The sequence below is a fragment of the Ancylothrix sp. D3o genome, assembly GCF_025370775.1.
Classification (GTDB): Bacteria; Cyanobacteriota; Cyanobacteriia; order Cyanobacteriales; family Oscillatoriaceae; genus Ancylothrix.
Window position 1 is genome coordinate 1 of sequence record NZ_JAMXEX010000024.1, and the last position, 22,380, is coordinate 22,380.

General features: G+C 42.6%; 31 protein-coding genes. 14 read left to right on the top strand and 17 right to left on the bottom strand.

The window, feature by feature from the left end; translation table 11 throughout:
• The 3 genes from NG798_RS23250 to NG798_RS23260 form a co-directional block, all read right to left on the bottom strand.
• The coding region (locus tag NG798_RS23250; RefSeq protein WP_261226102.1) for a hypothetical protein at nucleotides 1-353 on the bottom strand (353 nt) is incomplete at its 3' end.
• Nucleotides 350-574, bottom strand: coding sequence for a hypothetical protein (locus NG798_RS23255; RefSeq protein ID WP_261226103.1), 225 nt, complete (start codon nucleotides 572-574; stop codon nucleotides 350-352). The genes NG798_RS23250 and NG798_RS23255, both read right to left, overlap by 4 nt.
• A gap of 72 nt (nucleotides 575-646) precedes the next feature.
• Nucleotides 647-973: a hypothetical protein gene (locus tag NG798_RS23260; RefSeq protein WP_261226104.1), complete on the bottom strand. Its 327-nt coding sequence runs from the start codon at nucleotides 971-973 to the stop codon at nucleotides 647-649.
• On the opposite strand from NG798_RS23260, the gene NG798_RS23265 reads away from it, so the two are divergent.
• A complete protein-coding gene (locus NG798_RS23265) occupies nucleotides 972-1,139 on the top strand; it encodes a hypothetical protein (protein ID WP_261226105.1) in 168 nt (55 codons plus the stop codon). The two genes, NG798_RS23260 and NG798_RS23265, sit on opposite strands and share 2 nt — an antisense overlap.
• On the opposite strand, the gene NG798_RS23270 is transcribed toward NG798_RS23265, so the two are convergent.
• The gene (locus NG798_RS23270) at nucleotides 1,120-1,326 is read right to left on the bottom strand and encodes a hypothetical protein (protein ID WP_261226106.1); all 207 of its coding nucleotides are present in this window, start codon (nucleotides 1,324-1,326) and stop codon (nucleotides 1,120-1,122) included. The genes NG798_RS23265 and NG798_RS23270 overlap by 20 nt on opposite strands.
• 150 nt (nucleotides 1,327-1,476) lie before the next feature.
• Here NG798_RS23270 and NG798_RS23275 point away from each other — a divergent pair, with 150 nt between their 5' ends.
• From NG798_RS23275 to NG798_RS23330, 12 genes are all read left to right on the top strand, one after another.
• Nucleotides 1,477-1,779: a helix-turn-helix transcriptional regulator gene (locus NG798_RS23275; RefSeq protein WP_261226107.1), complete on the top strand. Its 303-nt coding sequence runs from the start codon at nucleotides 1,477-1,479 to the stop codon at nucleotides 1,777-1,779.
• A 434-nt stretch (nucleotides 1,780-2,213) separates the two neighbouring features.
• Nucleotides 2,214-2,897: a hypothetical protein gene (locus NG798_RS23280; RefSeq protein WP_261226108.1), complete on the top strand. Its 684-nt coding sequence runs from the start codon at nucleotides 2,214-2,216 to the stop codon at nucleotides 2,895-2,897.
• 5 nt (nucleotides 2,898-2,902) lie between these two features.
• Nucleotides 2,903-3,280: a hypothetical protein gene (locus tag NG798_RS23285; protein ID WP_261226109.1), complete on the top strand. Its 378-nt coding sequence runs from the start codon at nucleotides 2,903-2,905 to the stop codon at nucleotides 3,278-3,280.
• Between the two features lie 2 nt (nucleotides 3,281-3,282).
• Nucleotides 3,283-3,477 (top strand): hypothetical protein, encoded by a 195-nt coding sequence (locus NG798_RS23290; RefSeq protein WP_261226110.1) that lies wholly within the window; start codon nucleotides 3,283-3,285, stop codon nucleotides 3,475-3,477.
• Complete coding sequence (locus tag NG798_RS23295) at nucleotides 3,477-3,869, top strand: hypothetical protein (RefSeq protein WP_261226111.1); 393 nt, start codon at nucleotides 3,477-3,479, stop codon at nucleotides 3,867-3,869. The genes NG798_RS23290 and NG798_RS23295 overlap by 1 nt, the downstream gene beginning before the upstream one ends.
• Nucleotides 3,866-4,261, top strand: a complete 396-nt coding sequence (locus NG798_RS23300) for a hypothetical protein (protein ID WP_261226112.1) — start codon at nucleotides 3,866-3,868, stop codon at nucleotides 4,259-4,261. The genes NG798_RS23295 and NG798_RS23300 overlap by 4 nt, the downstream gene beginning before the upstream one ends.
• A complete protein-coding gene (locus NG798_RS23305; protein WP_261226113.1) occupies nucleotides 4,258-5,196 on the top strand; it encodes a ribbon-helix-helix protein, CopG family in 939 nt (312 codons plus the stop codon). Before NG798_RS23300 ends, NG798_RS23305 begins: the two co-directional genes overlap by 4 nt.
• 12 nt (nucleotides 5,197-5,208) lie before the next feature.
• On the top strand, nucleotides 5,209-5,664 hold the full coding sequence (locus NG798_RS23310) for a hypothetical protein (RefSeq protein WP_261226114.1): 456 nt from the start codon (nucleotides 5,209-5,211) through the stop codon (nucleotides 5,662-5,664).
• Nucleotides 5,665-5,683: 19 nt separating this feature from the next.
• Nucleotides 5,684-6,127, top strand: a complete 444-nt coding sequence (locus tag NG798_RS23315; protein ID WP_261226115.1) for a hypothetical protein — start codon at nucleotides 5,684-5,686, stop codon at nucleotides 6,125-6,127.
• Nucleotides 6,128-6,406: 279 nt separating this feature from the next.
• Complete coding sequence (locus tag NG798_RS23320; protein ID WP_261226116.1) at nucleotides 6,407-7,684, top strand: transposase; 1,278 nt, start codon at nucleotides 6,407-6,409, stop codon at nucleotides 7,682-7,684.
• 335 nt (nucleotides 7,685-8,019) lie between these two features.
• The gene (locus NG798_RS23325) at nucleotides 8,020-8,934 is read left to right on the top strand and encodes a glycosyltransferase family 2 protein (RefSeq protein ID WP_261226117.1); all 915 of its coding nucleotides are present in this window, start codon (nucleotides 8,020-8,022) and stop codon (nucleotides 8,932-8,934) included.
• Nucleotides 8,935-9,030: 96 nt separating this feature from the next.
• Nucleotides 9,031-10,179, top strand: coding sequence for a glycosyltransferase family 4 protein (locus NG798_RS23330; RefSeq protein WP_261226118.1), 1,149 nt, complete (start codon nucleotides 9,031-9,033; stop codon nucleotides 10,177-10,179).
• A 74-nt stretch (nucleotides 10,180-10,253) separates the two neighbouring features.
• On the opposite strand, the gene NG798_RS23335 is transcribed toward NG798_RS23330, so the two are convergent.
• From NG798_RS23335 to NG798_RS23380, 10 genes are all read right to left on the bottom strand, one after another.
• On the bottom strand, nucleotides 10,254-11,060 hold the full coding sequence (locus NG798_RS23335; protein WP_261226119.1) for a WecB/TagA/CpsF family glycosyltransferase: 807 nt from the start codon (nucleotides 11,058-11,060) through the stop codon (nucleotides 10,254-10,256).
• Between the two features lie 123 nt (nucleotides 11,061-11,183).
• Nucleotides 11,184-12,260: an NAD-dependent epimerase/dehydratase family protein gene (locus tag NG798_RS23340; protein WP_261226120.1), complete on the bottom strand. Its 1,077-nt coding sequence runs from the start codon at nucleotides 12,258-12,260 to the stop codon at nucleotides 11,184-11,186.
• 735 nt (nucleotides 12,261-12,995) lie between these two features.
• A complete protein-coding gene (locus NG798_RS23345; RefSeq protein WP_261226121.1) occupies nucleotides 12,996-13,370 on the bottom strand; it encodes a hypothetical protein in 375 nt (124 codons plus the stop codon).
• 611 nt (nucleotides 13,371-13,981) lie between these two features.
• Entirely contained in the window at nucleotides 13,982-14,572 is a 591-nt protein-coding gene (locus tag NG798_RS23350) for a hypothetical protein (RefSeq protein ID WP_261226122.1), read from the bottom strand.
• A gap of 111 nt (nucleotides 14,573-14,683) precedes the next feature.
• Nucleotides 14,684-15,229 (bottom strand): hypothetical protein, encoded by a 546-nt coding sequence (locus NG798_RS23355; RefSeq protein WP_261226123.1) that lies wholly within the window; start codon nucleotides 15,227-15,229, stop codon nucleotides 14,684-14,686.
• Between the two features lie 15 nt (nucleotides 15,230-15,244).
• Nucleotides 15,245-15,784, bottom strand: a complete 540-nt coding sequence (locus NG798_RS23360; protein WP_261226124.1) for a hypothetical protein — start codon at nucleotides 15,782-15,784, stop codon at nucleotides 15,245-15,247.
• Nucleotides 15,785-15,795: 11 nt separating this feature from the next.
• Nucleotides 15,796-17,214, bottom strand: a complete 1,419-nt coding sequence (locus NG798_RS23365) for a Mov34/MPN/PAD-1 family protein (RefSeq protein WP_261226125.1) — start codon at nucleotides 17,212-17,214, stop codon at nucleotides 15,796-15,798.
• Between the two features lie 10 nt (nucleotides 17,215-17,224).
• A complete protein-coding gene (locus NG798_RS23370) occupies nucleotides 17,225-17,743 on the bottom strand; it encodes a ubiquitin-conjugating enzyme E2 (RefSeq protein ID WP_261226126.1) in 519 nt (172 codons plus the stop codon).
• Nucleotides 17,740-17,991, bottom strand: a complete 252-nt coding sequence (locus NG798_RS23375; protein ID WP_261226127.1) for a hypothetical protein — start codon at nucleotides 17,989-17,991, stop codon at nucleotides 17,740-17,742. The genes NG798_RS23370 and NG798_RS23375 overlap by 4 nt, the downstream gene beginning before the upstream one ends.
• A gap of 11 nt (nucleotides 17,992-18,002) precedes the next feature.
• Nucleotides 18,003-19,160, bottom strand: coding sequence for a ThiF family adenylyltransferase (locus NG798_RS23380; RefSeq protein ID WP_261226128.1), 1,158 nt, complete (start codon nucleotides 19,158-19,160; stop codon nucleotides 18,003-18,005).
• A 306-nt stretch (nucleotides 19,161-19,466) separates the two neighbouring features.
• On the opposite strand from NG798_RS23380, the gene NG798_RS23385 reads away from it, so the two are divergent.
• Nucleotides 19,467-19,961 carry a helix-turn-helix domain-containing protein gene (locus NG798_RS23385; protein WP_261226129.1) on the top strand — a complete coding sequence of 165 codons (495 nt, stop codon included), beginning with the start codon at nucleotides 19,467-19,469 and terminating at the stop codon, nucleotides 19,959-19,961.
• Nucleotides 19,962-20,125: 164 nt separating this feature from the next.
• Here the strand turns inward: NG798_RS23385 and NG798_RS23390 are convergent, their stop codons facing one another.
• The 3 genes from NG798_RS23390 to NG798_RS23400 all read right to left on the bottom strand — a co-directional run bounded on the left by NG798_RS23390 (nucleotide 20,126) and on the right by NG798_RS23400 (nucleotide 22,360).
• Nucleotides 20,126-20,572: a tellurite resistance TerB family protein gene (locus NG798_RS23390; RefSeq protein WP_261226130.1), complete on the bottom strand. Its 447-nt coding sequence runs from the start codon at nucleotides 20,570-20,572 to the stop codon at nucleotides 20,126-20,128.
• A 135-nt stretch (nucleotides 20,573-20,707) separates the two neighbouring features.
• On the bottom strand, nucleotides 20,708-21,166 hold the full coding sequence (locus NG798_RS23395; RefSeq protein ID WP_261226131.1) for a tellurite resistance TerB family protein: 459 nt from the start codon (nucleotides 21,164-21,166) through the stop codon (nucleotides 20,708-20,710).
• A gap of 279 nt (nucleotides 21,167-21,445) precedes the next feature.
• On the bottom strand, nucleotides 21,446-22,360 hold the full coding sequence (locus NG798_RS23400) for a histone deacetylase (protein WP_261226132.1): 915 nt from the start codon (nucleotides 22,358-22,360) through the stop codon (nucleotides 21,446-21,448).
• Nucleotides 22,361-22,380: the final 20 nt, after the last annotated feature.

Below are 22,380 nucleotides of genomic sequence, written 5' to 3' on the forward strand. Positions count from 1 at the left end.
GTGGGGTTGAGAGAATCATCTGCCGGTGAGTTTTGATTCTCTCCGATGGTGGGGTTGAGAGAATCATCTGCCGGTGATTTCTCACTAGGGGCCGGCCAACAAAGCACGCCGTTTTCATCCCACCAAAAACCGGTCGGCATCGGATTCGGGTACTCGGTTAAATCAGTGAGCGCCACATTTTGATTTTGCCAGTTGAGAATTTCCCCAGACTCACCGGCCACGCAAACAGTAACAGAAGCGCGCTTACCGTTGTGAGTGTATTTCCCAAAACGCGCCCGTCGGTTTTTACATAGGCATCTCTCGTTATGACGCCAATCCTTTAAAGGTTGTGGGTCTGTCTTGGTTTTTTTCATAGCTCACCCGCGAGAACGTCAATCGCCTCTTTTGCCCTTTCGTTAGCTTCATCACTCGAACAACGAAAAATTTTCATTGTATGAACCTCCTCGCGAGGGGTGAGAAAAGTTATCGTCCACCCGATTTGAGCGTTCTCTAAACTTTCTGAACCCGATCTGTTTTCCGCTGATTCATAGATGGGTTTGAAATAGTATTTCCAGCCTTTGTGTGTTTCTACCATATTTCACCTTTTGCTGACTACTTAAAAACGGTCTTCCTGAGAGGGTCATTTTGTGTTGCGATGTTTTAGGGATTAATCGAGAAAAATCCGATGACATCTTAGACATGACTCGCATTTATAGGTGCGATACCGGCCCCCCGTACAGTGCCCACCACCCACACCCAACGAGAACGGGTGCTTACAGTGCGGACACTCGATTTGTTGGGGTTTTCTTATGGCTGGGTTTTTTCGCTTTGCCTGTGGGCGTTTTGGCGCCGGTGGGACGTTGCCGGCTACCCGTAAATAATTCAAGGCAGTTTTGGGGCCGTACTGTTTGTAAAGCCGGTTGGCTTCCTTTTGGTGGATCGGTAAGGCTCCTTTGAAGCATTGCCGCAACTCTTGCATTACCTGTTTTTTCATGGGTTCTAAGGAAACCGGCACCTGCATGAAAGGCACCGGCAGAGAGGAAAGGTTATTGACTGCTTTCTCTATTGCCCTACCCCGCAGTCGAAAAATAGGGCCGATGGTAAAAATGCACTCTTGGGATTTTGAGGGAAGAAATCCCGTTAGTCTTTGGGAACGGTAGATATCAAGTCATCCGCACACTTAATCAAGCCATCTGCATATTCAATCGCCTGCTTTGCAACCGTTTCAGCGTCCCAGTGACCGTAAGTAAGTATTCCGGCCAGAGTGTGTGCCGCAATAAAAAGTCTCCTGTCTAATTCAGCGGCAAGCGCTGCTTTTTGATCAGCGGACATTTCCTTTAAATCCATAGTTTTAGCTTTGAAGGAAACCGGCACCGAGGGTGCAAGATGCCGGCGAGAGTGTAGTTATTGGTTGCTGCATTACGGCCCTATCCCGCAACCGAAAAATAGGGCCGGTGAAAGTAAACTTATTGCACAGTCTAATAAATCAGGGATAAAATGTCAGCACAGAACCATAAAAAATTACAATACACAATGATACCTGTAGAGATTGTGGCTAGAATCTTTTGGGATAGGGATTTTGGCCAAAAGCTAAAATCCTTAAGGGGTAAGACTTCAAGAAGGAAATTTGCTGAGCAGTTAGAAGCTAAAGGGGTTCAATGTAGCCATCAATATCTCCAACAGATAGAAGATGGTCGCGTCGAAACCGTCGATATGCAGTTGATTATGAGTATTTGTGCTGAACTCAACTGCTCTCTTTCAGACATATTTACATCTATTTATATCGAAATGCCTGGTTAATCAAAATTTTTCATGGTTCTATATTGACATTTACTGCAAAAAACCATAAACTAAATACAGGTAAGAACCGGCAACCGCCCCTACCTCCCCCGCCAAACTGCGGGGCTACCACTAAATCTGGTATGTGGGCCGGTGACACCCCTACAACTGGGGTACTCAATAGCGAGCATTGAGTTTTTACCGCTTGACTTGTCTCTGACTTGTCTCTGACTTGTCTCTGACTTGTCTGTGACTTCCACCGGCACCGCCTTATTTTAAGGATTGCCGTTTTCGTGAAATAAGACCCATCAACTTAGGAGGTTAATGCTTATGGCTTAAAGCTCGTTGCCCGTACAAATCCGATTGACTTTTAACAATGTTTCCACCGGCACCGCACACCCTCGTGCATCTGCTTTTGTGCCGGTTTCCCTCTCAATAAACCACTAGAGGATGCCATGCCAAGACGTAAACAAACAACCGAAACAGCGCCCACACTGTTTAACACCACCGCCTACCAAACCAGACAATTTAGTAGTTATGACTGGGAAGACTGCGAGCCCGGTGACGAGCCTGTGGTCTATGTGGCGCCGGTGAAAAAACCAGAGCCGGTAGAAGAAAATCCCCGTGCTGAAAAAGCCGAAAAATGCCGGCAAGAATTCATCAATTATTTGAACCGGCAGAACTTACGAATTAAGGAAATTTACAACATCACCCTCACAAAGAACGGGGTGCCGGTGATTTCCTACATCACCCTTGCTGGAAAAAAAGCAGCAACATTCCTACCCAAGAAAGTCTTAAGTGAAGCAATTTTTGGGATGTGTAACGTAGCTACCAACGGCAACGTATCCACCGATGACCTAACCGATCCAGTTGTAGACAACATCCGACAGTTTCTCTGTGATAACGTAAGAAATTTTGTTTGGAGCAATGGCAGTTTAGACACCTGTAAAGAGTCAGAGTTAATTGATTTCTTGAATAGTTGTTGGCTCAATTTAGATGCCGTTCTTTATCTCCGACAATCATTGATACCACCAGCACCAGCACCATCACCAGCACCAAAACCGGCACCGGCACCAAAACCAGCGGCAACATCAAAACGCTCGAAACACTATGGACAACTCACCCTTTTTGCAATGTAACAGCCATGAGACAAACAGCAAAATATATAGCAGCGTGCAAAACGGCCAAAAGCCTAAAAATCAAGCCAAAATCACATCAAGAGCTTTACCTTAAGCTGACAGAAGCCGGTTACGAATGGAACCCTGAGACAGGTTGGAATTTGGCGAAACAAGCAGACTTAGATAACCCGAAAGCGTGGGAATTAAAAATGCGTCTTGTTGTTGCTACTCCTTACGCGGCAACAATTGCCACTATCTTTGAAGGGATGTTAAGGGCTTGCTCTAAACCCTTCTTAAAAATTGATGGGCCTAGCATTAGCCCGTCACGAAAAGAAGAGGGTTTTTCTCTTATCTATTTCACCTTTAAGTTACCAGGCTACGACAGAAAATTCCCCAAAGACTGATCATGCAAATCAAAACAATCACAGTCAAACAAACAATCCAGCTTAAACAATTCTGTCCGCTTACTCTTGAAATGACCGCAGAAATAGACGAGAGAGACAACCCCGTACTTTGCGCTCTTGACTTGAGAAAAACAGTAGACAAGCTGGTAAATACGAAACTTGCGGAACCTTCAAATACAGAGGAGAACCCTTTCTAATGAATGACAACGAAAAAATTATCAAGTGCAAAGAAATGATAAAAAAAATACTTGCACAAACCCCTGACAATCAGATTCCCGTTTTTTCTATGCCATCCGACTTGGTAAGCTGCTTTAGTATAGCCGCTCAAGAAATGATGGAAGAGTTCAAAACTCGTCAAGTAATACCGCTAATCATTGTTGAGGACGATTCGGCAAGGGGTGCTACTCAACTGTTTTTCACCTTAACTTTGTTAGCCGAAACAGTGGCAAAAATGACCCGTTCCGAACCTAAAACGATTATCAATAGGTTTGCTCAATCCGCTGAGGAAATGCTTTCTAGCATGACAACCTCAGAGGTTGTTGACTATTGCGAAAAGTATGGTTTACCGATTGGGAGGCACTTACAGTGAATGACGCGGAAAAAATAAATTATTGTAAGGGAATCATCAGAGAAACCCTTGCAACACAACGAGACAATAAAGCACCGGCTTTTGTTACAGAACCGGCATTACTAGAATCTTTCCTTACTGCGGTAGAGGAAATGTCGGATGAGATTCTCTCTCAAAAGTGCATTCCCTTGGTATTTCTTGATAACCACAGGACACCAACAACAGAACTTATAAACGGTGCAACACTAGCCTACTTAGTATCGACACTTTTAGCCGAAATATTGGCAAAAGTTTCTCACAAAGACCCTAAAGAAATCCTCTCGCAATGTGTTAAAAGCGCTGAAATAATGCGTAACACGATGTCGAAAGAGCAATTGATGGAACACCTTAGAAAATACGAGTTAATGACATGAAAACAGATTGCATTGATGATTTTTTATATAACTTTTCTCGTCATCAACGAGAGGATGCCTCTCTTTTTGATGAAGTAGAGGACTTGGTTGCAGATTTGTACCAGGTTTGTACCGATACTAATCGTGATTACTGGCAATCTTTTGCTGGTTCTATGTTGGACTGCATGGAAGATGAAAGCCCACATTTAGAAACATTCGAGTATTATGACTCCGAAATCAAAGACGGGCTTATGGCTCACGTTAAAGTAGGCGTGCTATTGTCACGCGTGGCCCGCAAATGTCTCTATAAACTAGCCGGCATTAAAAGCTTCAAAGAGTATTGCACCAAACACCTAAACAAAACCTCAACCTATTGCGTGAGGTTGATTAAAGCAGCGAAAACCACGTTAGAACTTATCATTGCCGGCTTTGACCGGCTCCCCACCAACGAGGCACAATGCCGGCCCCTAACTAACCTCACAGGAGATGAACTCACAACCAAATGGCAAGAGGTTCTTGACCGTGCCGACAAATCAAACAACCGCAACTCAAAAGGCGTGATCACAGCCACCATGATTAATGAGGTAGTTAATGGTGAACCAGAGCCGGTTGACAAAAAATCTGTCAAAATCTCAGCCCGTAGTGTTGAACGTTTGGAGCAATTAGCCAAAAAACTTGGTAAGCCGGTGAGCGAGTTAATTGAGGAGGCAATCAGAAACTTAGAGTTTCATTATGAATCTGAGGATAATCCCGACGAGGAAATGGTGGATTGTCCCCAGTGTGGCGGAACTGGTGAAGGAGAAGATGACGACTGCAAGCTTTGTGAGGGTGAGGGTTTAGTCAGCAAAAAGGATGCCAATTGGTACGCGGACTTTGTTAACCTCCAAAACGAGCAACCCCACACAGTAACCGAGCAGTTTAATAAAACCACCGGCCCGATAATTCCAGCAACTTAACAGGACAAACCAATGCTACCCAAAACACAAGAATTCATTTTTGACATGATGCTAGAGCCTGTATTGCAGGCTGTAAAAGATGCTAATCAAGATGGCGCTAAATGTCTTCCCGTCTTGCAATGTCCAGAACAATATTTACATGATTTTTGTGAATATTTGCGGCTACCGAAAAACCGTAAAATTTTCAGAGAAGCCAAATTTTTCCCAATCATTCAAACAATTGAAGCCCGCCATGAAGAAGAAAATCAAAACATCTTCAAAGGTTTTGTTACTTCATTGATGTTAGTTTGCTTGATTAGAAAGGATAACCCCCATATCTCCCCCAGCTACTTAAATGGGTTGCGGTTGGAAGTTGGGGAAATATTGAACAGATACACCCAAACAGAAATCATCTCTTTTATTGACCGCTATCTGGGATTTATGGTGAAAAACTCAGACGGTAAAATAAATTGGGCTGATTTTAATTAAGTGAGGACAAAATTAAAAAATGGTTGTCTTTAAAGAATGCCCGCAGTTAGTAAGCTGTGAATTGATGACGGGCTTTCATTTTCTTGAATGCCCGAATCAATCCGAGTGTTTAAACATTGCTGCAACGAGAAATCAATGCACTCTACCTTTTTATTTCCTTGAAACAGCTTTAATTGTTCGTAATTTTAGCCAGTTTTATCACAGAGAGGAATTAATAGCAGCCGGTTATATGTGGCCTGTTACATTACCTTTTTTCTTTGATAACCGAAACTGCCTAATAGTTTATTTTTATGGCCATCACAGTGACTATTGCGAGGCAATACAAGAGGGGTGGTTTCCAGCCCTACTCATACCCGACAGATACGAAGAACACCCATCATATATCGAATGCGACAGCGATGATGATGATGATGATGATGATGATCACTACCCCGATTATTATTGCGATGATAATGACTATTAATTAACCCGCCTGATGAGCCGGCCTTGGATTCGGGCCGGTGAAACACCTCTTTACGGTGTCGCGGGATGAGTCCAAATCATTCTGCAAAAATTCAAGAAAAAAACCGGCACTTAACCACAAAGCAAGCTGTAAAGGCGTTCTTTTTCTTTGTAGGCTAGTTCTTTTCAAGAGTTTTCAAAAAACACAAAAACGGCACTTAAGACTAAATCAGGCTCACCGGCCTCTGGGTGATTTGTAGGCTGTTTTTGTTTCAACTGTTCACCTTAACACCCGCCAAACATGACTAAGATTTTTATCGGCCTTGACGTTTGCAAGGCTTCGGTTGTTGCGTGTAAACTTCACAGCGATAACCTCAAAACTGAACCTCGACAATTATTTTATGAGTTAGAGTTTCCTGAGTTTAAAGCTAATCCAGAAGGATTAAGCGGGCTTTTAAACTTCATCGGAGATGGGGATATAGTCGTTGGGTTAGAGCCAACTGGCATGAATTATGCTCGCGTTTGGATTGAGCAGTTAGGAAAGCGCTATGAAGTCAAAATGATTAATCATAAAGACTTGAAATCTCATCGGAAAATGCTGAGGTTTGAAGATAAAAACGATGATACAGATGCTTTCTGCTTGGCTCATTATTGCAGCTTCTACGACAACCATAAATACAGGTTTGTCGGGTTTCGTGATGGAATCATCGCAGTTTTAAAGGCAATGATAAACCGGCTCGAACACTTGAACCGCGTACAGTCGCCAATTGTCAACCGGCTACGTCAAGATTTAGCATGGCAGTTTCCAGAAGTGGCATTAAAACGAGTGCGGCGCTCTGAAAGTAAAAAGGAAAATGCGGATTTAAGCCCGCCGCTTTGGGGGTGGATTGCTGGGGAGAAAATAGTACCGCGATACGACCGGCTTTATCAAGAAACCATAGGTGCCGGTTTAACTGAATCATCGCGATTAGACGCGGCGCGCCTCTGTGACCTAGAGCGAGAGATGGCTGCAATTGAGAAAGAGATGGCTTATCTCTACCGGACAGACCCTCGCTTTAAACCTTATTCAAAAGTGCTGGACAGTTTTGCGTTCCCTAAAAAGACTCAACCCATTATTTTGTCGGTTGCCTTCCCCATCGAAAATTTTTTGAAAGATGGCAAGCCCGAAGTTGTCGAGCGTAAAGGCCGGCGCTCTGGGAAGAAAACTAAAAAGCACCTCTCACTGAGGAGATTTCAAAAAGCGATGGGAGAATCACCCAGTGAGAAAGCTTCTGGAGATAAAGAAGAACGTAGCATCATTCATGGTAGCAGCCTTTGTAGAAAGGCTTTTTGGCAGTGGATTTTTATAAAAATTGAGCCGGTTAAAAATAGGCCACAGGGTAGCCGGTTGATTAGGACAACAGATTTAGACGGCAATCCTGTCATCAAACCAATCTGCCAGCATTTAGGGGAAATTTACGATTTTAAGAAATCAAACGGCGTGCCAATTGGATTGATTCGTTCAAATCTTGCGAGTATTGCGTGCCGGCATCTATTCCGAGCGCTCGTATCCGAAGTTTGCGGGATACAGGAAGGATAAAAAAGTTAACGGGCTAATCAAGGCCCGTTTTTTGAGTGGGGGATAAAGTGACTAGACTAAACTTTAGATATTTACCGCTGGGGGGGATTTTGGGAGACTGTGGAGCCGATTCGACTGTTAAGCAGGTAATAATTTTATTGTAAAGTTATGCCAAGGCTGTGCCAGACTCTTATTTTTTTAAAGATTGTGCGAGCATTGGCTGAAAACAAACTCAATAAAACTACGGATCGCGGGTAACTGGACTTATTGTTCCCAACAATGCCTCAAGTTAAACTCCCACCACATTTGCTTTTAACACAAAGTAGACTGAAAATATTTTAGGCAAGCGTCACGCTATGGCATTATCTGAAGGGCCGATGGAACACAAAACAATCGCAGCACTCTTAACTTGTTTTAACCGCAAGGAAAAAACTTTAGCATCGCTGGAGGCACTGTTTAACCAAGAAATGCCACCAGCAACAGAAGTGGGTGTTTATTTGGTGGATGACGGCAGTACCGATGGTACAAGCGAAGCCGTCCAGCAAAGCTATCCGCAGGTAAAAATTATTTCTGGTGACGGTAGCCTCTATTGGGGTGGGGGAATGCGGCTGGCTTTTGAAACAGCTATGCAAGCTGATCCTGACTATTATCTGTGGCTTAATGATGACACGATTCTTGATCCTCACGCCCTGAAAACGCTTTTGGAAACTTCGCACCGGCTAACGGCTGAGACGGAAAAAGCAGTTTTGGTGGCTGCTTCTACCCGTGATCCCCAAACCGGCCAGTTAACCTATGGTGGCATGATTCGCCGGCGTTGGTGGCGTCCGCTGAATTTAGACCCTTTGATGCCAACAAATGACCCTCAGCCTTGTCTGACAATCTGTGGTAATTGTGTGCTAATTCCGCGTGAAATTGTCCAAAAAATCGGCAATCTTGACCCGGCTTTTGTGCATTATGCTGGAGATTGGGATTACGGTTTACGCGCTAATAAAGAGGGTTTTGGGGTTTGGATTGCCCCTGGATATTTGGGGACTTGTTCGGCCAACCCAAAACCGGCCCAAAAAACCGAAGCACAACTGCAACGAGAACTGCAAAAAATCGAGCAGCCTAAAGGTTTAACTTTGGAAGATGGGACTTTGCAACCTATGCAAGAGTGGAAAGTTTTGGCGCAGCGACACAGCGGCCCGTTTTGGCCATTTTTCTGGCTGATTCCCTACCGGCGGGTGTTGTGGATTTCTTTGATGGGCCGGCTTAAGGGGAAAAATGCTTAAAAACAGGCCGGTCTGTTTGGTTTGCCGGCTTGAGTTATAAAGGGATTGGCATCTACTGATAACTAAACCCATAAAATTGAGGTAAAAAGGTAAATAATGAACAAGGATTTACGGATTGCTTGGCTTGTGCCGGCGGTTGAATTAGGTGCTTATTGGCAGCCGGTTTTAAGAGAATTTACCAAAGTGTTTAAGAATACTGTCTTTTACACCGGCCTGGTTTGGCCTGGTTTTGATCCTTCGCTTCCTGGTTGTGATGTAATTCAACTTGTGGGCAAAACTAAGTATCTGGAAACGACAAAAATTAAAGATGGTTATGATCGGGGAGTTTTTATTCTTTCTCCCAGTATTGTTGGTTATTTGCTTTCGTTTAAACCTGATTTAATTTTCGCGCAAGCTTATTCGTTGTGGACGCTTTTGGCGGTGCTTTTTATGCCGATAGGCCGGTGGAAACTAATTATTATTTATGATGGCAGTTCTCCCAATGCGGATTTCCGCGATTCGGTTTTTCGTACTTTTGTGCGGCGGATTTTATCGCGGTTTGCTTGTGCGTTTGTTTCCAACAGTAAAGCCGGTACTGCTTATCTGCAAGAAGCGCTTTCTGTGCCACCCGATAAAATTTTTACCCGCATTTATTTAGTTCCAGATGCTCAAGCTTTGCTGGGAAGATTAGAAAGTTCTGAACCGATTAATTTAGCATTAAATCATCCAATTTTTCTCTATGTGGGGCGGATTACTTCTCGAAAAGGCATTACTACGCTTTTACAAGCTTGTGCAATTTTAAACGAGAAAGGATACAAGAATTATAATTTGTTGTTAGTAGGAGAAGGTGATCAGCGGCAGGAGTTGGAAGCGTTTATTAAAGAAAATGATTTTGAAGATCAAGTTACTTGGGCCGGCTGGGTGGAATATGGCCGGTTGGGGGCTTATTTTTCGCAGGCTGATGTGTTTGTTTTCCCAACTTATGAGGATGTGTGGGGGATGGTGGCACCGGAGGCAATGGTGTTTGGTTTGCCAATTTTGTGTTCAAAAGGTGCGGCTTGCTGTGAGTTAATTGAAGAAGGAAAAAATGGTTATATTTTTGATCCTCGTGATCCGCAAGCTTTAGCAGAAACTATGCAGCGGCTTTTAGATGACCCTGAATTGATTGCTTCTATGGGAGAACGTTCACAGCAAATTATTTCGCGCAGCACTCCCCAAACCGCAGCGCAAGCTTTTGTCGAGGCTACTTCTTTTGTTTTTGATTAAGCAAGCTTTTTTGTCTTGGCAAAAACAAGGACTTAAAAATAGCAGATTTGTCGCTGGTTGGGGGGGAGAGTGAGTTAACCATAACGCATTTCTTGACTGGGAGGAGTGGCTTCTAAAGGTTCAAATTTTTTGATTTTTAATGCTTGTAAAAGAAATAGCCACATATAAAGCGGGTTAAGGAAAACGTAGCGTTTCCAGAGGCGCGTGGGTTCTTGCAATAGCCGGTAAAGCCACTCTAATCCCAACTGTGATAAAAATTCTGGTGCTTTCGGCAAGTTGCCGGCCCAAAAATCAAAGGCTGCGCCTACAGCTAACAGGGGCATAGATAAACTATCCATGTGTTCATAAACCCAAACTTCTTGTCTGGGACACCCTAAACCGACAAAGGTAATTGCTGCACCGCTACTGCGAATTTGTTGGATAATTTCGGCTTTTTCTTCGGGGGTAACTTGGCGAAATTTTGAGGGTTGAAATCCGGCTATTTTGAGTTTTGGGTAGCGCTGGCAAAGGTTATCGGCTAGGGTTTTCAGGACTTCTATTTTGCTGCCATAAAGATAAATTGGCAACCCTTCTTCTGCGGCTTTTTCGCACACCAATAACATTGTTGTGGGGCCACAAACTCGGTCGGGTAAATGAGTTTTATACAGCAAATTTAAAGCCCAGCGGACGGGTTGACCGTCGGGTAAAATCAAGTGAAATTGATTGAGGCGGTAACGATGGGTTTCGTCGAGTACGCCGGTCATTACGCCGTGAACTGCAAGGGCAGAAACGCCGCAGGGTTTGCTTTCGCGGGCGGCGTTAATGATTTTACTGACAGCCACATCGTAATCTAAAGCGTTTACCCAAACGCCCAGGAGATTTTTTTTACCCTGATCAATCATTGGGAGTACCTCTTAGGTTTTTGGTTAAGTTTTAGATATTTTGCCTCATCTCTTCGAGGGAATTTTTATTTATTTTACCCTGAACAGTTGGTTAGCTGGCTTCGATCTATCTAGCCATAGTTTTTAGACGGGCTCTTCTTTCCAGCGTTCCTGGTTAAATCCATAAATTTCTTGTAAAATTTGCTGGACGTTATATTTCATTTTCCAATTAGGATAATGACTGCTGAATTTGCCGTTGTCGCTGATCCACCAAATGTGATCGCCGATGCGGTTTTGCTCTACATAAGTCCAGTTGAGTTTGTTGCCGCTAATTTCTTCGCAAATTTGGATGGCTTCGAGCATTGAGCAATTACTGTGCCGGCCTCCGCCGCTGTTATAAACTTCCCCAGAACGTGGGGCTTTATAAAATTCATAAAACATCTGAATTAGGTCAGAGCTATGAATATTATCACGGACTTGTTTGCCGTTGTAACCAAAAACTTTATAGGGTTTTCCGGTGACTGTGCATTTCATTAAATAGGCTAAAAATCCGTGCAATTCTGCGCCGGAGTGTGTGGGGCCGGTTAAGCAGCCGCCACGAAAACAAGCGGTTTTCATGCCAAAATATCCGCCGTATTCTTGAACTAATACATCGGCGGCTACTTTGGAGGCTCCAAATAAACTATGGAGGGTTTGGTCAATGGACATATCTTCTCGGATGCCGCCATTGTAGGTATGGTTTCTGTCAATTTCCCAGCGGGTTTCTTGTTCGATAAGGGGCAGCCGGTTGGGGGTGTCGCCATACACTTTGTTAGTGGATGTGAAGATAAAAACGGCTTCGGGAGCGAAATTTCGGGTCGCTTCCAGCATATTTAATGTGCCGTTGGCGTTGACACTAAAATCGGTGTGGGGTTCGCGGGCTGCCCAGTCGTGGGAGGGTTGGGCTGCGGTGTGGATGACTAATTTTATGTCGCTGCCGTATTGGTTAAATACTTGGCTGATGGCTTCGTAGTCTCGAATATCGATGGAAAGGTCGGTGTAGTTTTCACCTAGGGTTTCTTGGAGGCGTTGCCGGTTCCAAAGGGTAGAGGCTTCTTTGCCGAAGAAATAGCCGCGCATATCGTTATCGATACCGATGACTTGAAAGCCAACTTTTGCAAAAAATGCGGTGGCTTCTGAACCAATTAGGCCGCCTGAGCCGGTGATGATTGCTATGTTCACTGTTAGTGTCCGAGTAAATTAGAGGTTAACGTCTGGCTGGTGCAAGTTTTGGCCTTCTGGCTTTGTTTGGCCCAACCTTAATTTTTAGCAGATCCGATGCGCCTGATGCTCAGAAATCTCTTTGAGAGGCTGCTTGTTCTTTTTCACCAGTATAATCGGGCTTTTAGGCAATTTTGTCTAGGATTTTGTTTTGCTTTGATGGAGGGGCTGTTTTTGGGGGACTCCTTGAAATCTAGGGTTTGTGGCCTTTGATCGAGGGTGAACCGGCCAAGACTGAGTTTTAGACCGGCATTCTGAGGAGCGATGAATATTGAATCAGAGCCGGTTTGTCTGCTGGGTAAAACTGGTTTATCCAAATGTATTTTGCCATTGTTTGTCTGTGGTGAATAGAGGCTGGGTTAATAATGTAACTTAAGTTCAAATAATACTTGTCCTCAAGCCTTTGGCCGGTTAATTCTAGGTTAAAGGATTTTTGGCTGTGGCGTCCATGAGGTTTTCCTCAAAAGCAGGCGGCAAGCCACAAACAGGCAGAGGGATTTGCTTAATAATATTAGACATTTTTTGATTTGTAGTTGGCTCATAAAAAATTTGTAACTTTGAAAAAGTTGGGTTAAATAGGTGGATGTCGGTGATTAGAAAGGAAACTTATTAGTTTGTTATAGGGCGAGATAAAGTCAACATAAAAACCCGATTTTTGGGAAGAACCGGGTTGATATTTGGGTATATTAATGTTAATTAGTGAGCCAAAACTGCTGTTTTAGCGCGGTCGTTTAATAAAAGTTTGCCGTGTCCGTCTACGCTAAAGTCTTGACCGGGAATTAAGCCTTTACCAATCAAGCGTTGATAGACAGCAACGGAGGTTATTCTTTGAATTTCGGACATTAATTGGGGTGGAATCACGTTGCGGACAGTCCACACAACGGCTTCGCTATCTGACCAAAAGAGCAAGCGCTCAACGGTAACGAGCATTACACCGGCAACTTCTTCGAGGCTATAAAGGGTTTGTAGGGCAGCTAAAATGTCTGTGCTGATCTGAGGGTTGCGGGTTCTAATCGCCAGCGTCATTTTTTTGCTTGCGTTTTCTAGCTCAAACTGGTTCATATTTGACATTGATGTTTTTGTGGAGGAGCGTTTTACGGCTGTGGGAGTCCGTCTCGCTGTTTTGCTGATTATACCCAAAGGTGTAGGCTCCTCTATCCTGAGATAGATACGATTTTTAATTTTTTTTTAATTTTTTTTTGCTGGGCTGCAAAGATGGCTGAAAAAGCTTGATATTTGTGCTTTTTCGGTGGGGCTGAGTTTTGGGGAAGATGTTGGGGAGTATATCTTTTGGCAGAACCGTCAAAATATCTTGACAAGTTGATCAAAATGTGTATAAAGAAGATTGTTGAGGTGGGGGAGGTTAAAGAACTGTTGGGGTGATGGGGGGATAAAATTGGTAAGAAAAAAGCGTAAATAAAAGAGTTTTTGTTAAAAGCTATACAATTTTTTAGGAGTTGATTGGGTGGCCTGGGTTGTTATTTTAATTTATGGGGATGCCGGTTTGTTTGAGCTTAGTTATGAGTTTTTTTGATTATAAATTAAGGAAATTTTAGATAGGGATGGGGCCGGTGATTGGGAGTTAGTTGTACAGAATGAAGGTGGTGGTATAGGTTTAAAGAAAACAGATATGAGTATAAAGAAAAATCCGTATAAAACTATAAGCTTTTTGGCTTAAAATTTTAGCGGGAAGTCATATCTATCCAGCGAATGCTATCTTGCTCTTTTACTGCGTCTTCGACATCTTCCTGCCATTGGATGCTTGCCATTGGGTCAAGTTTGACTAGGATATCCAGTATCATTTGTGGGTGTAACCAAGAATTTCCATTGATTAAAAATTCTTCTACACTTATTAACTCAAACTTTAAGGTAAGGCATTTACGGATGACTTCTGAAGATGAGGCAATAAAGATGACTTCAGATTTCAGCAATTCAGCTACTTTTAAAAAGCTTAGTAGATAACGATCTAAAAGGTTTCTCATATCAAAACCCGGAGGCACTATCTGATCGGTGTCTAAAAATTCGGATTCGTTATGAAAATATACGGTTCCCCCACAAATTGTATTAAAGATTATAATGTCTGAATTTTCTTGTTTTTTAAAGGAATTAATTATTTGGTGCGCCGCTTCTGTAGCTAACTGAAAATTGCCTTGTTTCAGATGGCAAATTTGGCTATAAAAATACTTCGGTAAAAGTACGTCTTTAGTTGCCTTAACTAAGATATCAGGGTTAGAAATACATAAATCTGGCTCAATACCGTATAAGATATTCATCCTATCCTCGCTGAGATTTACTTGAAATTACTTAATTTTTTACATCGGGAAATTGAAGTCATAAAGCCATAAATCCACTAGCCTACTAACTTATACTTGCTACTTACAAATTTAATTTAAACTGACAGGTAGATTGTAAGATCCTGTATGTTGATTACTCCCGCATACGGAACATTGGCATCCTAATTCTCTCCAGCTATCTTCGTGGTAGGCAAGTCTATGGCGACGGCACAAGTAGACCCTTTCTCCTGGGTTAAATATTTCTTGGGTGTAAAGGTCTCTGGTTCCTATTATACTCCTTAATATGTTATCCAAATCGTCGGGTAAATCTACGTTTAAGAAATTATCATCTATCAGTGGATCATCCCTAGCAATAGGAGGGATATTGAGATCAATATCTACCCATTCAATTTGACTAACCTCTAAAGGTATGTCTATGTCTCTCCATCCATTTTGATTGACTTCTGAAGATATATTTATATCAACCCATTCAATTTGCTTTACTATTGTCTGGGAACTTGATCTATCTGGAAGTGGAGAAAATGGATTTCTTAAAAAGCTTCTGTTTGACGAAGGTAGAGAAGGGTTATTTTTAATGTAAACCTGTGCTGCCATAGCAGTTATTATTCCAAATGCTATTAAAACTATCCAGCCCATAATTGTATTTTCTAACTATTCAATGTCTCTAAATTCAATTTTTAATCTTTTAGCAATATCTAAATTAATATTAACTGGATGCGGCAATACATAAAGTTTGGTGTGTGCAGAATTTCCACACACCATACATTTACATTCCATTTCTTGCCAGCTATCGTCATGGTAAGCGAGCCGGTGAACATGACACAAATACACTTTTTCCCCAGGATGAAATATCTCTTGCGTTACAGGGTCTTTTATTTCTCCATTACTTAAATCCATCAGAATATTATCCAGATCGTCAGGTATGGGGGGAGATGGATCAGGACTAGGAGTAGTAGTTGTAGAAGGCTGGAAATTGTTAGCAATGGACTCTAATATAAAAGCAATAAATGCAAATAGCCACCATTCTGCATTGAAAAAACCAACAAAAATGAATAGCCACTTGAAGAAGCCTAGACAGCCTTGAGCGCTATTTCCCTTCTGATTAATGAGCGATCCAATAAACTCACCAAAAGCAACTACCAACTGGACAAAAGCGCCGAGAAGAAGAAGAAATATTATAATAAATTCCATTGTGAGTCATCTTATTTTAGGATATCCTTAAGTGCAACTTCCTTTTCTTGTTGCCTGGCATCTTGGTATGTAAGCTTAATCGGGAAATAAATCACGTCATCTGTCTTAATTGTGGACTTTGGTGCTTTATCAGGACTGCCTGAAATTTCACTGTTAGAAACCTTAAAGCTAAACAGAGGAATCATCACGCCTAATTCCCCGATTTTAAGCGGCAAGGATAAAGATTTTAAATCACCTAAATCAGAACGTTTTTCAAAAGATGCAATTTTAGCCTTAAGAAAATCAATAACTTTTTTGTTGTCAATTTCACCAACTTCTTTAGGTGTCAATTGCTTTACCTCTAAATTAATATTTTCTGTTTCTTCTGTTCCTTCTTTTGAGATAACCAGCAAAGTTACTTCTTCTCCTCTTCCAATTTCCTTCCCAGCCTTTTCAATAACTGGAAAGCGAAGGAAAAGTTTATCAATTTTATCATTTTCAAGGTATCTAAATACCATGGCAGGCATACTTTCTAGCGAGGCTTTGAAAGGTAAAGGTGGCTGATTAGCTGTAGGAGACGGATTAGAAGTTGATTGACTAATTATGCTATTTAATAATTCGGGCTTCAACACGATGAGAAAAAGCGCCAGCAGCGACACCAAAAACAGCAAAAATAATCGGAAATATAAAAACTTTCTTGACCTTCTGGATCTATTATTGTGTTGTCTGCTGATTGCAGCAAGGGAGCCTTCTGTTTGTATGCTGGCATTTTCTATTTGCTGAACATTTTCTTGATTTCCTCGCGGCTCAATCATAGGTTCTGTAGAGTAACCCCTGTTAACTCCCCCGAATATAACTGGTTTAACTCGCTTAGCACTTTCACCCAAAAAGTAGCCAATAGCCTCACTTACAGGATCGTGAACTATCGATAAACACCAGGGATGATAGAAAAATGATTGCTGTGTTCTCATATCTGTTCCTGACATGAATACAGCCATATTTGGATGGGAATGATACCAGCCAACAATATTTTCATCTGGATGTTCAGACCGCGCATAATCCATAATTCCCAACCAAGAATCAGGTGTAAATTCTAAGTGTGCGCCTGTCCCTATTGTTGCCGGTGCTGCTACTGCTGCTATAATTTCAACGTATATCCCAAGAAATGGGTCTTCGTAGGCATTACCAAAAAGAATGCCTCCTTGTTCAACTCTTAAATTAGATGCTAGATGCGCTTTTAAGCTATCGAGAGCTTCCGCTTTCACATATACAGGCGTGACCGGTGCTTCTTGAATACCTCGCGCTGCTGTAAATTCGCTGAGTTTCTTGGGAATTGGCTTATATACATCCTCACTGTCTACCCAGACAATTTGGTTTTGGTCTTCCGAATCTGAATTACTTCGGTTTCCAGGGTTATTCCCTCTGTCAAAATTTGGTAGTTCTGGTGACATGATTATCCTCCTAAAAATCTTGGAATGAAATGTTAACTCGTTTGTCCTCCCACTCAATTTGTGATTTGAATGTTTGAGTATCAACTGGAAAACGCCGCCTATTCTGTTCAGCCCAATTTTTTGCTACTGCATTCGCTGGACTGTTTAAGTTAGTTATGTCATAGGCATACTGAATAATTTTGCCAATTCTGATAACAAGTTCTGGCAGTGTCTCGGCCATTGTCCAAGAGTTACCAAGGCAAATATCTAGCTTTGGCCAGACATTAGGATGAAAGATGGGAGTCAGAAATTTAGCATCAGGCTTTTGTTTCGGATAATTGCTTCCCAGCGAAATTTCTACCTGGTGAGTCGTGCGAAATACAGGATCATTTCCCTGCAATCTCTCTATTCCTCGGCATCGATATTCGATGACGTATTGATAAGGCGGATTACCGCTTTTTGAAATAATCGCCAGCGTACCACCGGCATTATCCACCAGTTCAGATAATGCCTTAAAATCATTTTGAAGTCGTTTTTCTCTAACCTTCATTTTTGACCGGCCTCCAAAATTGGTAAAACTGATAAAACATCATTTTCCTCAACTCCCACTGAATCCAATGTGGCGGAAGGATCTAACTGTTCACCAGTCCGATCTAAGCGGACAGCATAATTAGCATTAGAAGGAAGATTCCACTTTTGCTGTGTGGTTTGCAAAAGTTGTCCGATTGTGAGATTACCAGGTAAATTAACGGCTGCTTTACGAGTTCCATCAGCCATGCGTACAACTACAGAAGCCATATTTACTCCTACTATATTTGGCAAAATTGGATTGCTATTTGACCTTTGGCGGTCTCGCAATGTAGTATCTCGTTCTTCGCTAGACATAAATCTCCTAAAATATTTGTACAGGAATTGTCTAGGTTCAGATTTCTAATAACTTCAAAATCCCTTTGCTCATAACTACACTTGGGGCAAGCTAATTGGGATTCTGGGTATTGGCGTAAAGGAGTATTTACCTTTTCCTCATAGCCGCAATTCTGACATTTCATCTGACCAATAGTCTCATTGCGTAACCAAACAACAGGAGACAAAAATCCTGATGTCTCTAGCTGTTTAAGAATTTCTTTCACCTCCAAATTCGGATCGTGTTTGAAGCTGATCGTTGGTTCAATTAATAAGTCGTGTGCTAGACAATCCTCTTGACGCTGAATTTTTACTTTAAAAGCTGTCCAAGGACTTAAGCCTAGAAAGATTTTTTCCCCCGCTTCAAGTAAATCTGTTTTACCATGCAAGTAGAGGAGTGCTTGGTGAACTTGCATGGCGCCTGTGATTGAGGTAATTGTTGCTGTTGTCGGCATTGCAGCATCAGGAATATTTCGTTTCACTCCCTGACAAGAATATCGCTGGTTTCTGCGTTCCCACATTGGCGGAGAAATGCTGCACTCATAACAAGCAGCCTCAGTTTTGGGATCAAAAAAACTAACTTCTCCTTCGGCTATGCCAATGCCACCATTGATCCAGGGAATGCCCGCCCGATATGCAAGCTGGTTAATTACCCACCGAGCATTGATGCTATCCAAGCAACCAATAATGATGTCATGTTCACGAACATCGCCAACACCCAGGTCAAATTCCAAATCGCCATGAATAGCTTCGATGGAAAGTTGTGGGTTAATTTCAAGGAGACGCTGACGGGCTACCTCGACTTTCGACAACTGCAACCTAGCATCAGATTCCCGAAATAAAACTGAGCGAGTGAGATTGGTAATCGAGACAGTATCAAAGTCAATAACCGTGATATGCCCGACTCCCAGGAGTGCGAGATTTTTCAGGACTTCGTTGCCTAAAGCACCGGCCCCAGCAACTAGCACCCTAGCAGTTTTGAGTTTTGCTTGATCCCACCAGTCAATTAGATAGTGCCTTCCGTAGCGACTTTCTTGTTCGCCGCTAATTTCAAAGAATTCCATAAGAGAATTGCATCTTCAATCTGCTTGCTAGTTTCTATTTCTCTATCGGGTGATCGCCCTCGCTTTTATGCAAAAAGAGAAGTTTTTTTACAAAAGTTTACAAAGCATAACGCGACACCTACACAAATGAACCCCAGCAAAGAACCGGCACCGGCTCTATTGACACACCCACAAAGGCATTGTCCATAAACCCAACCGCTCTTTCCCTCTAACTTATACTGATAATACCCTAACCAACCTCAACTAAAACCTGACATATATCAGGAGTTGTGTTAGACTTTTGTCAGTAATTTTCAGAAACCAACTATGGCACGCACAGACGAAGAATTCTCCCAAGCTGCCGAAGAATGGGACTTAGACACCCTCTATACCGACCTCGCCTCCGCCAAAGGAAAACGCCTCACCCCAACCGAAAAACTACACCTGCGCGGACTCCTCTGCGGCCATAGCCCCCTGGAAATTGCCGAAAGACTCAAAAAAACCCCCAGAGGCGTTGAAACCGATCTGTGCGCCACTTTGTATAAATATGTCAAAAATCTAGTTTGCAAAAATAGTGATAAAATCGATAACTGGCGAAATATAACGGAATGGCTCAACGAAGCCGGCTATAAATCCGAGCCTTCTTCTAAACGAAACCTTAAAAATAACTTGCCAGAAAATAGCTCGATAAATATAACTAATGTATATTGCGAAAACAATCATATAAAAATAGACGCATTTGTACACATAACTATACCCATCCCTTCCACACTCTGCATCGAAAACCTAGACCTCAAAAACGAAGATAATAATATTAATTAAACCTCTGTAACCCTTTAAATTTGGCGAAAAAACACACAGAGATAGCCGCTAGATATCTAGGCAGAAACTTCTTCTCAACCCCCCGCAAAAAAACCGGCTTTCTCTCAAAAACTTAAAAATCTCAACGAGATATCTAAGAAGAAAACCGGTTTCTAAGAAGCAATTTAACCCTTATTCTTAATCATCATCACATCCACAATTTGAACCGCCTTCTCTTCTGGAATATTCAACGCCTGATGCAATTGCGACAAAAAATCTTGCTCCTCCTCCGTCACCACACCATCCGCCAAAACCAAATCACAAGAAACAGCAAAAGCAGTCGCGTGTAAATCTTCAGGAAGCGAAGACTTTGCCGCATTAAACAAAGCACCCACCCCTTCCCGCTTTAAAATATTCAGCAGTTTATCAAACATTCGCCGCATCACATCATCCGAATAACTCCGAAACAACTTCATCCGCGACAGAGTAAAAGACATCCCCCGCGCTTCCTCATCCGAAAGATATCCATCGGAAGCAATAGCCGCTAACGTAATCGCCGCAAACGCTTCCGCTGGACTCAGCATTTCATTCGCTTTACTTTGAACACCCAAAACTTTATCAAATAAACCCATTATCGTTTCCTCCTAGTGATAGGTAATTCGGGATTGGGAAATCTTGATGTCTGACTGGAAATTGGGGAAAACAAGAATAAATTAAGACATGATCTAAGCGCGTTCTGCTGAAGTTTAAAAATGCGAAAATTCCGCTTAAACTTCCTCTTCTTCCTCTACTTCTTCGAGCAAAGCATCAATAATATCTTGGGCGGCTTCTTCGTCTAACTCCAAAGCTTCCGCCAAAGCACCTAAAAAACTGTCTTCAGACTCGTCCACTACCTCATCCGATAAAACAACCGCCGCCGCTACCTCAAACGCACTTTCGACCATATCTTCGGAAAGACTATTGACAGCAGTGTTAAACAAAACCCCAAGTCCTTGTTGATTGATAATGGCAATAATCTTATCCAACACCGCCTGGATATCTTCGGCAGCATATTCATCAAAAAGCCCGTAGTTGTTCACTACATCGGTGAGTATTGCATTTTCTTCATCGGTTGGCTGTCCGTCTGCAAAAAGTGCAACAGTTCCAATGGCAAGGACGGCTTCTTCTGGAGTAAACTCGGTGTCGAGTTCTTCTTCTACCGCAAAAATTGCATCATATCTTCCCATGATTTTTTCCTGTGTTGCTTTGGTTTGAAAGGATATCGCAGCGGAATAGACTATTTACTGTCTGTAATCCACACACGAATCCCTGGCAATTGTTTTATAGCAGCAAAGCATAACAAATGTACAGGCTCTCAACCTGGAATTTTCCCCAAATAATCGAGAAAAAAGTAAAAAAAATATTAAAGTTTTTTAGGGCTGCGGGTGGTTTGCCGGTGGGCAGAGCAACGGCCTACGAAAGGCTCAATTTTTTATCAAGAGGAGGTAAAAAAAGGCAGCTTTTTATTATAAACAACGTTCAACGGTGGCAACAACAGACTGGGCCAAAGCTTCCAAGTCATAGCCGCCTTCTAGGCCAAATACAATCTGGCGAGTTAATTGCAAACAATAATCGGTAAAAACTCCAAAATCTTGTGGTTGCAATTCAACACCGGCCAGAGGATCAGCCGAATTTGCATCATAACCGGCACTAACCAATAATAAATCGGGCTGAAAATTCTGGAAAAAAGGAATTACTTTTTCTTCAAAAGCTTGGCTGTATTCCTCAATTGTACTCCCCGGCAAAACCGGCACATTTAAGACATTGTTATAGGGGCCATGTTCCGCCGCACTGCCGGTGCCGGGGTAGGCGGGGGACTGGTGCAAAGAACAAAAAGCAATGGCCGAATTTCCCTGCACCAAAGCTTGAGTGCCATTGCCATGATGCACATCCCAATCCAAAATTCCTACCCGTTTTATTCCCCCTTTTTCTAAAGCATAATGAGCGGCAATTGCTGCATTAGAAAATAAACAAAAACCCATCCCCGTTGCGTATTCAGCATGATGTCCGGGGGGACGCACAAAAACAAAAGCCGGATCGCCGGTTTGCAATACCCGATCTACCCCATCTAACCAAGCACTAACAGCCAATAAAGCCACCTCATAACTGCGAGGAGAAACAGGAGTATCTGGGTCGATATGGCCGCCGCCATTGTCGGCTATTTCCTTAACCAAACGAATGTAGTCTGGGGCGTGAATTTTCTCCAGCAAAGACGTCACCGGCCTCACAGCAACCGGTGTAGGTTCGCGCCAGTCAATTTCATTTGCCCAGGGAGCAGTTTCAAGCGCGTGAACAATCGCTCGCAGCCGGTCGGGGCGTTCTGGATGAAAACGGCCTGTCAAGTGTTGCAAAAATTCTTCTGAATAAATAACCGGGATCATAATCCACCCAAACTATCTTT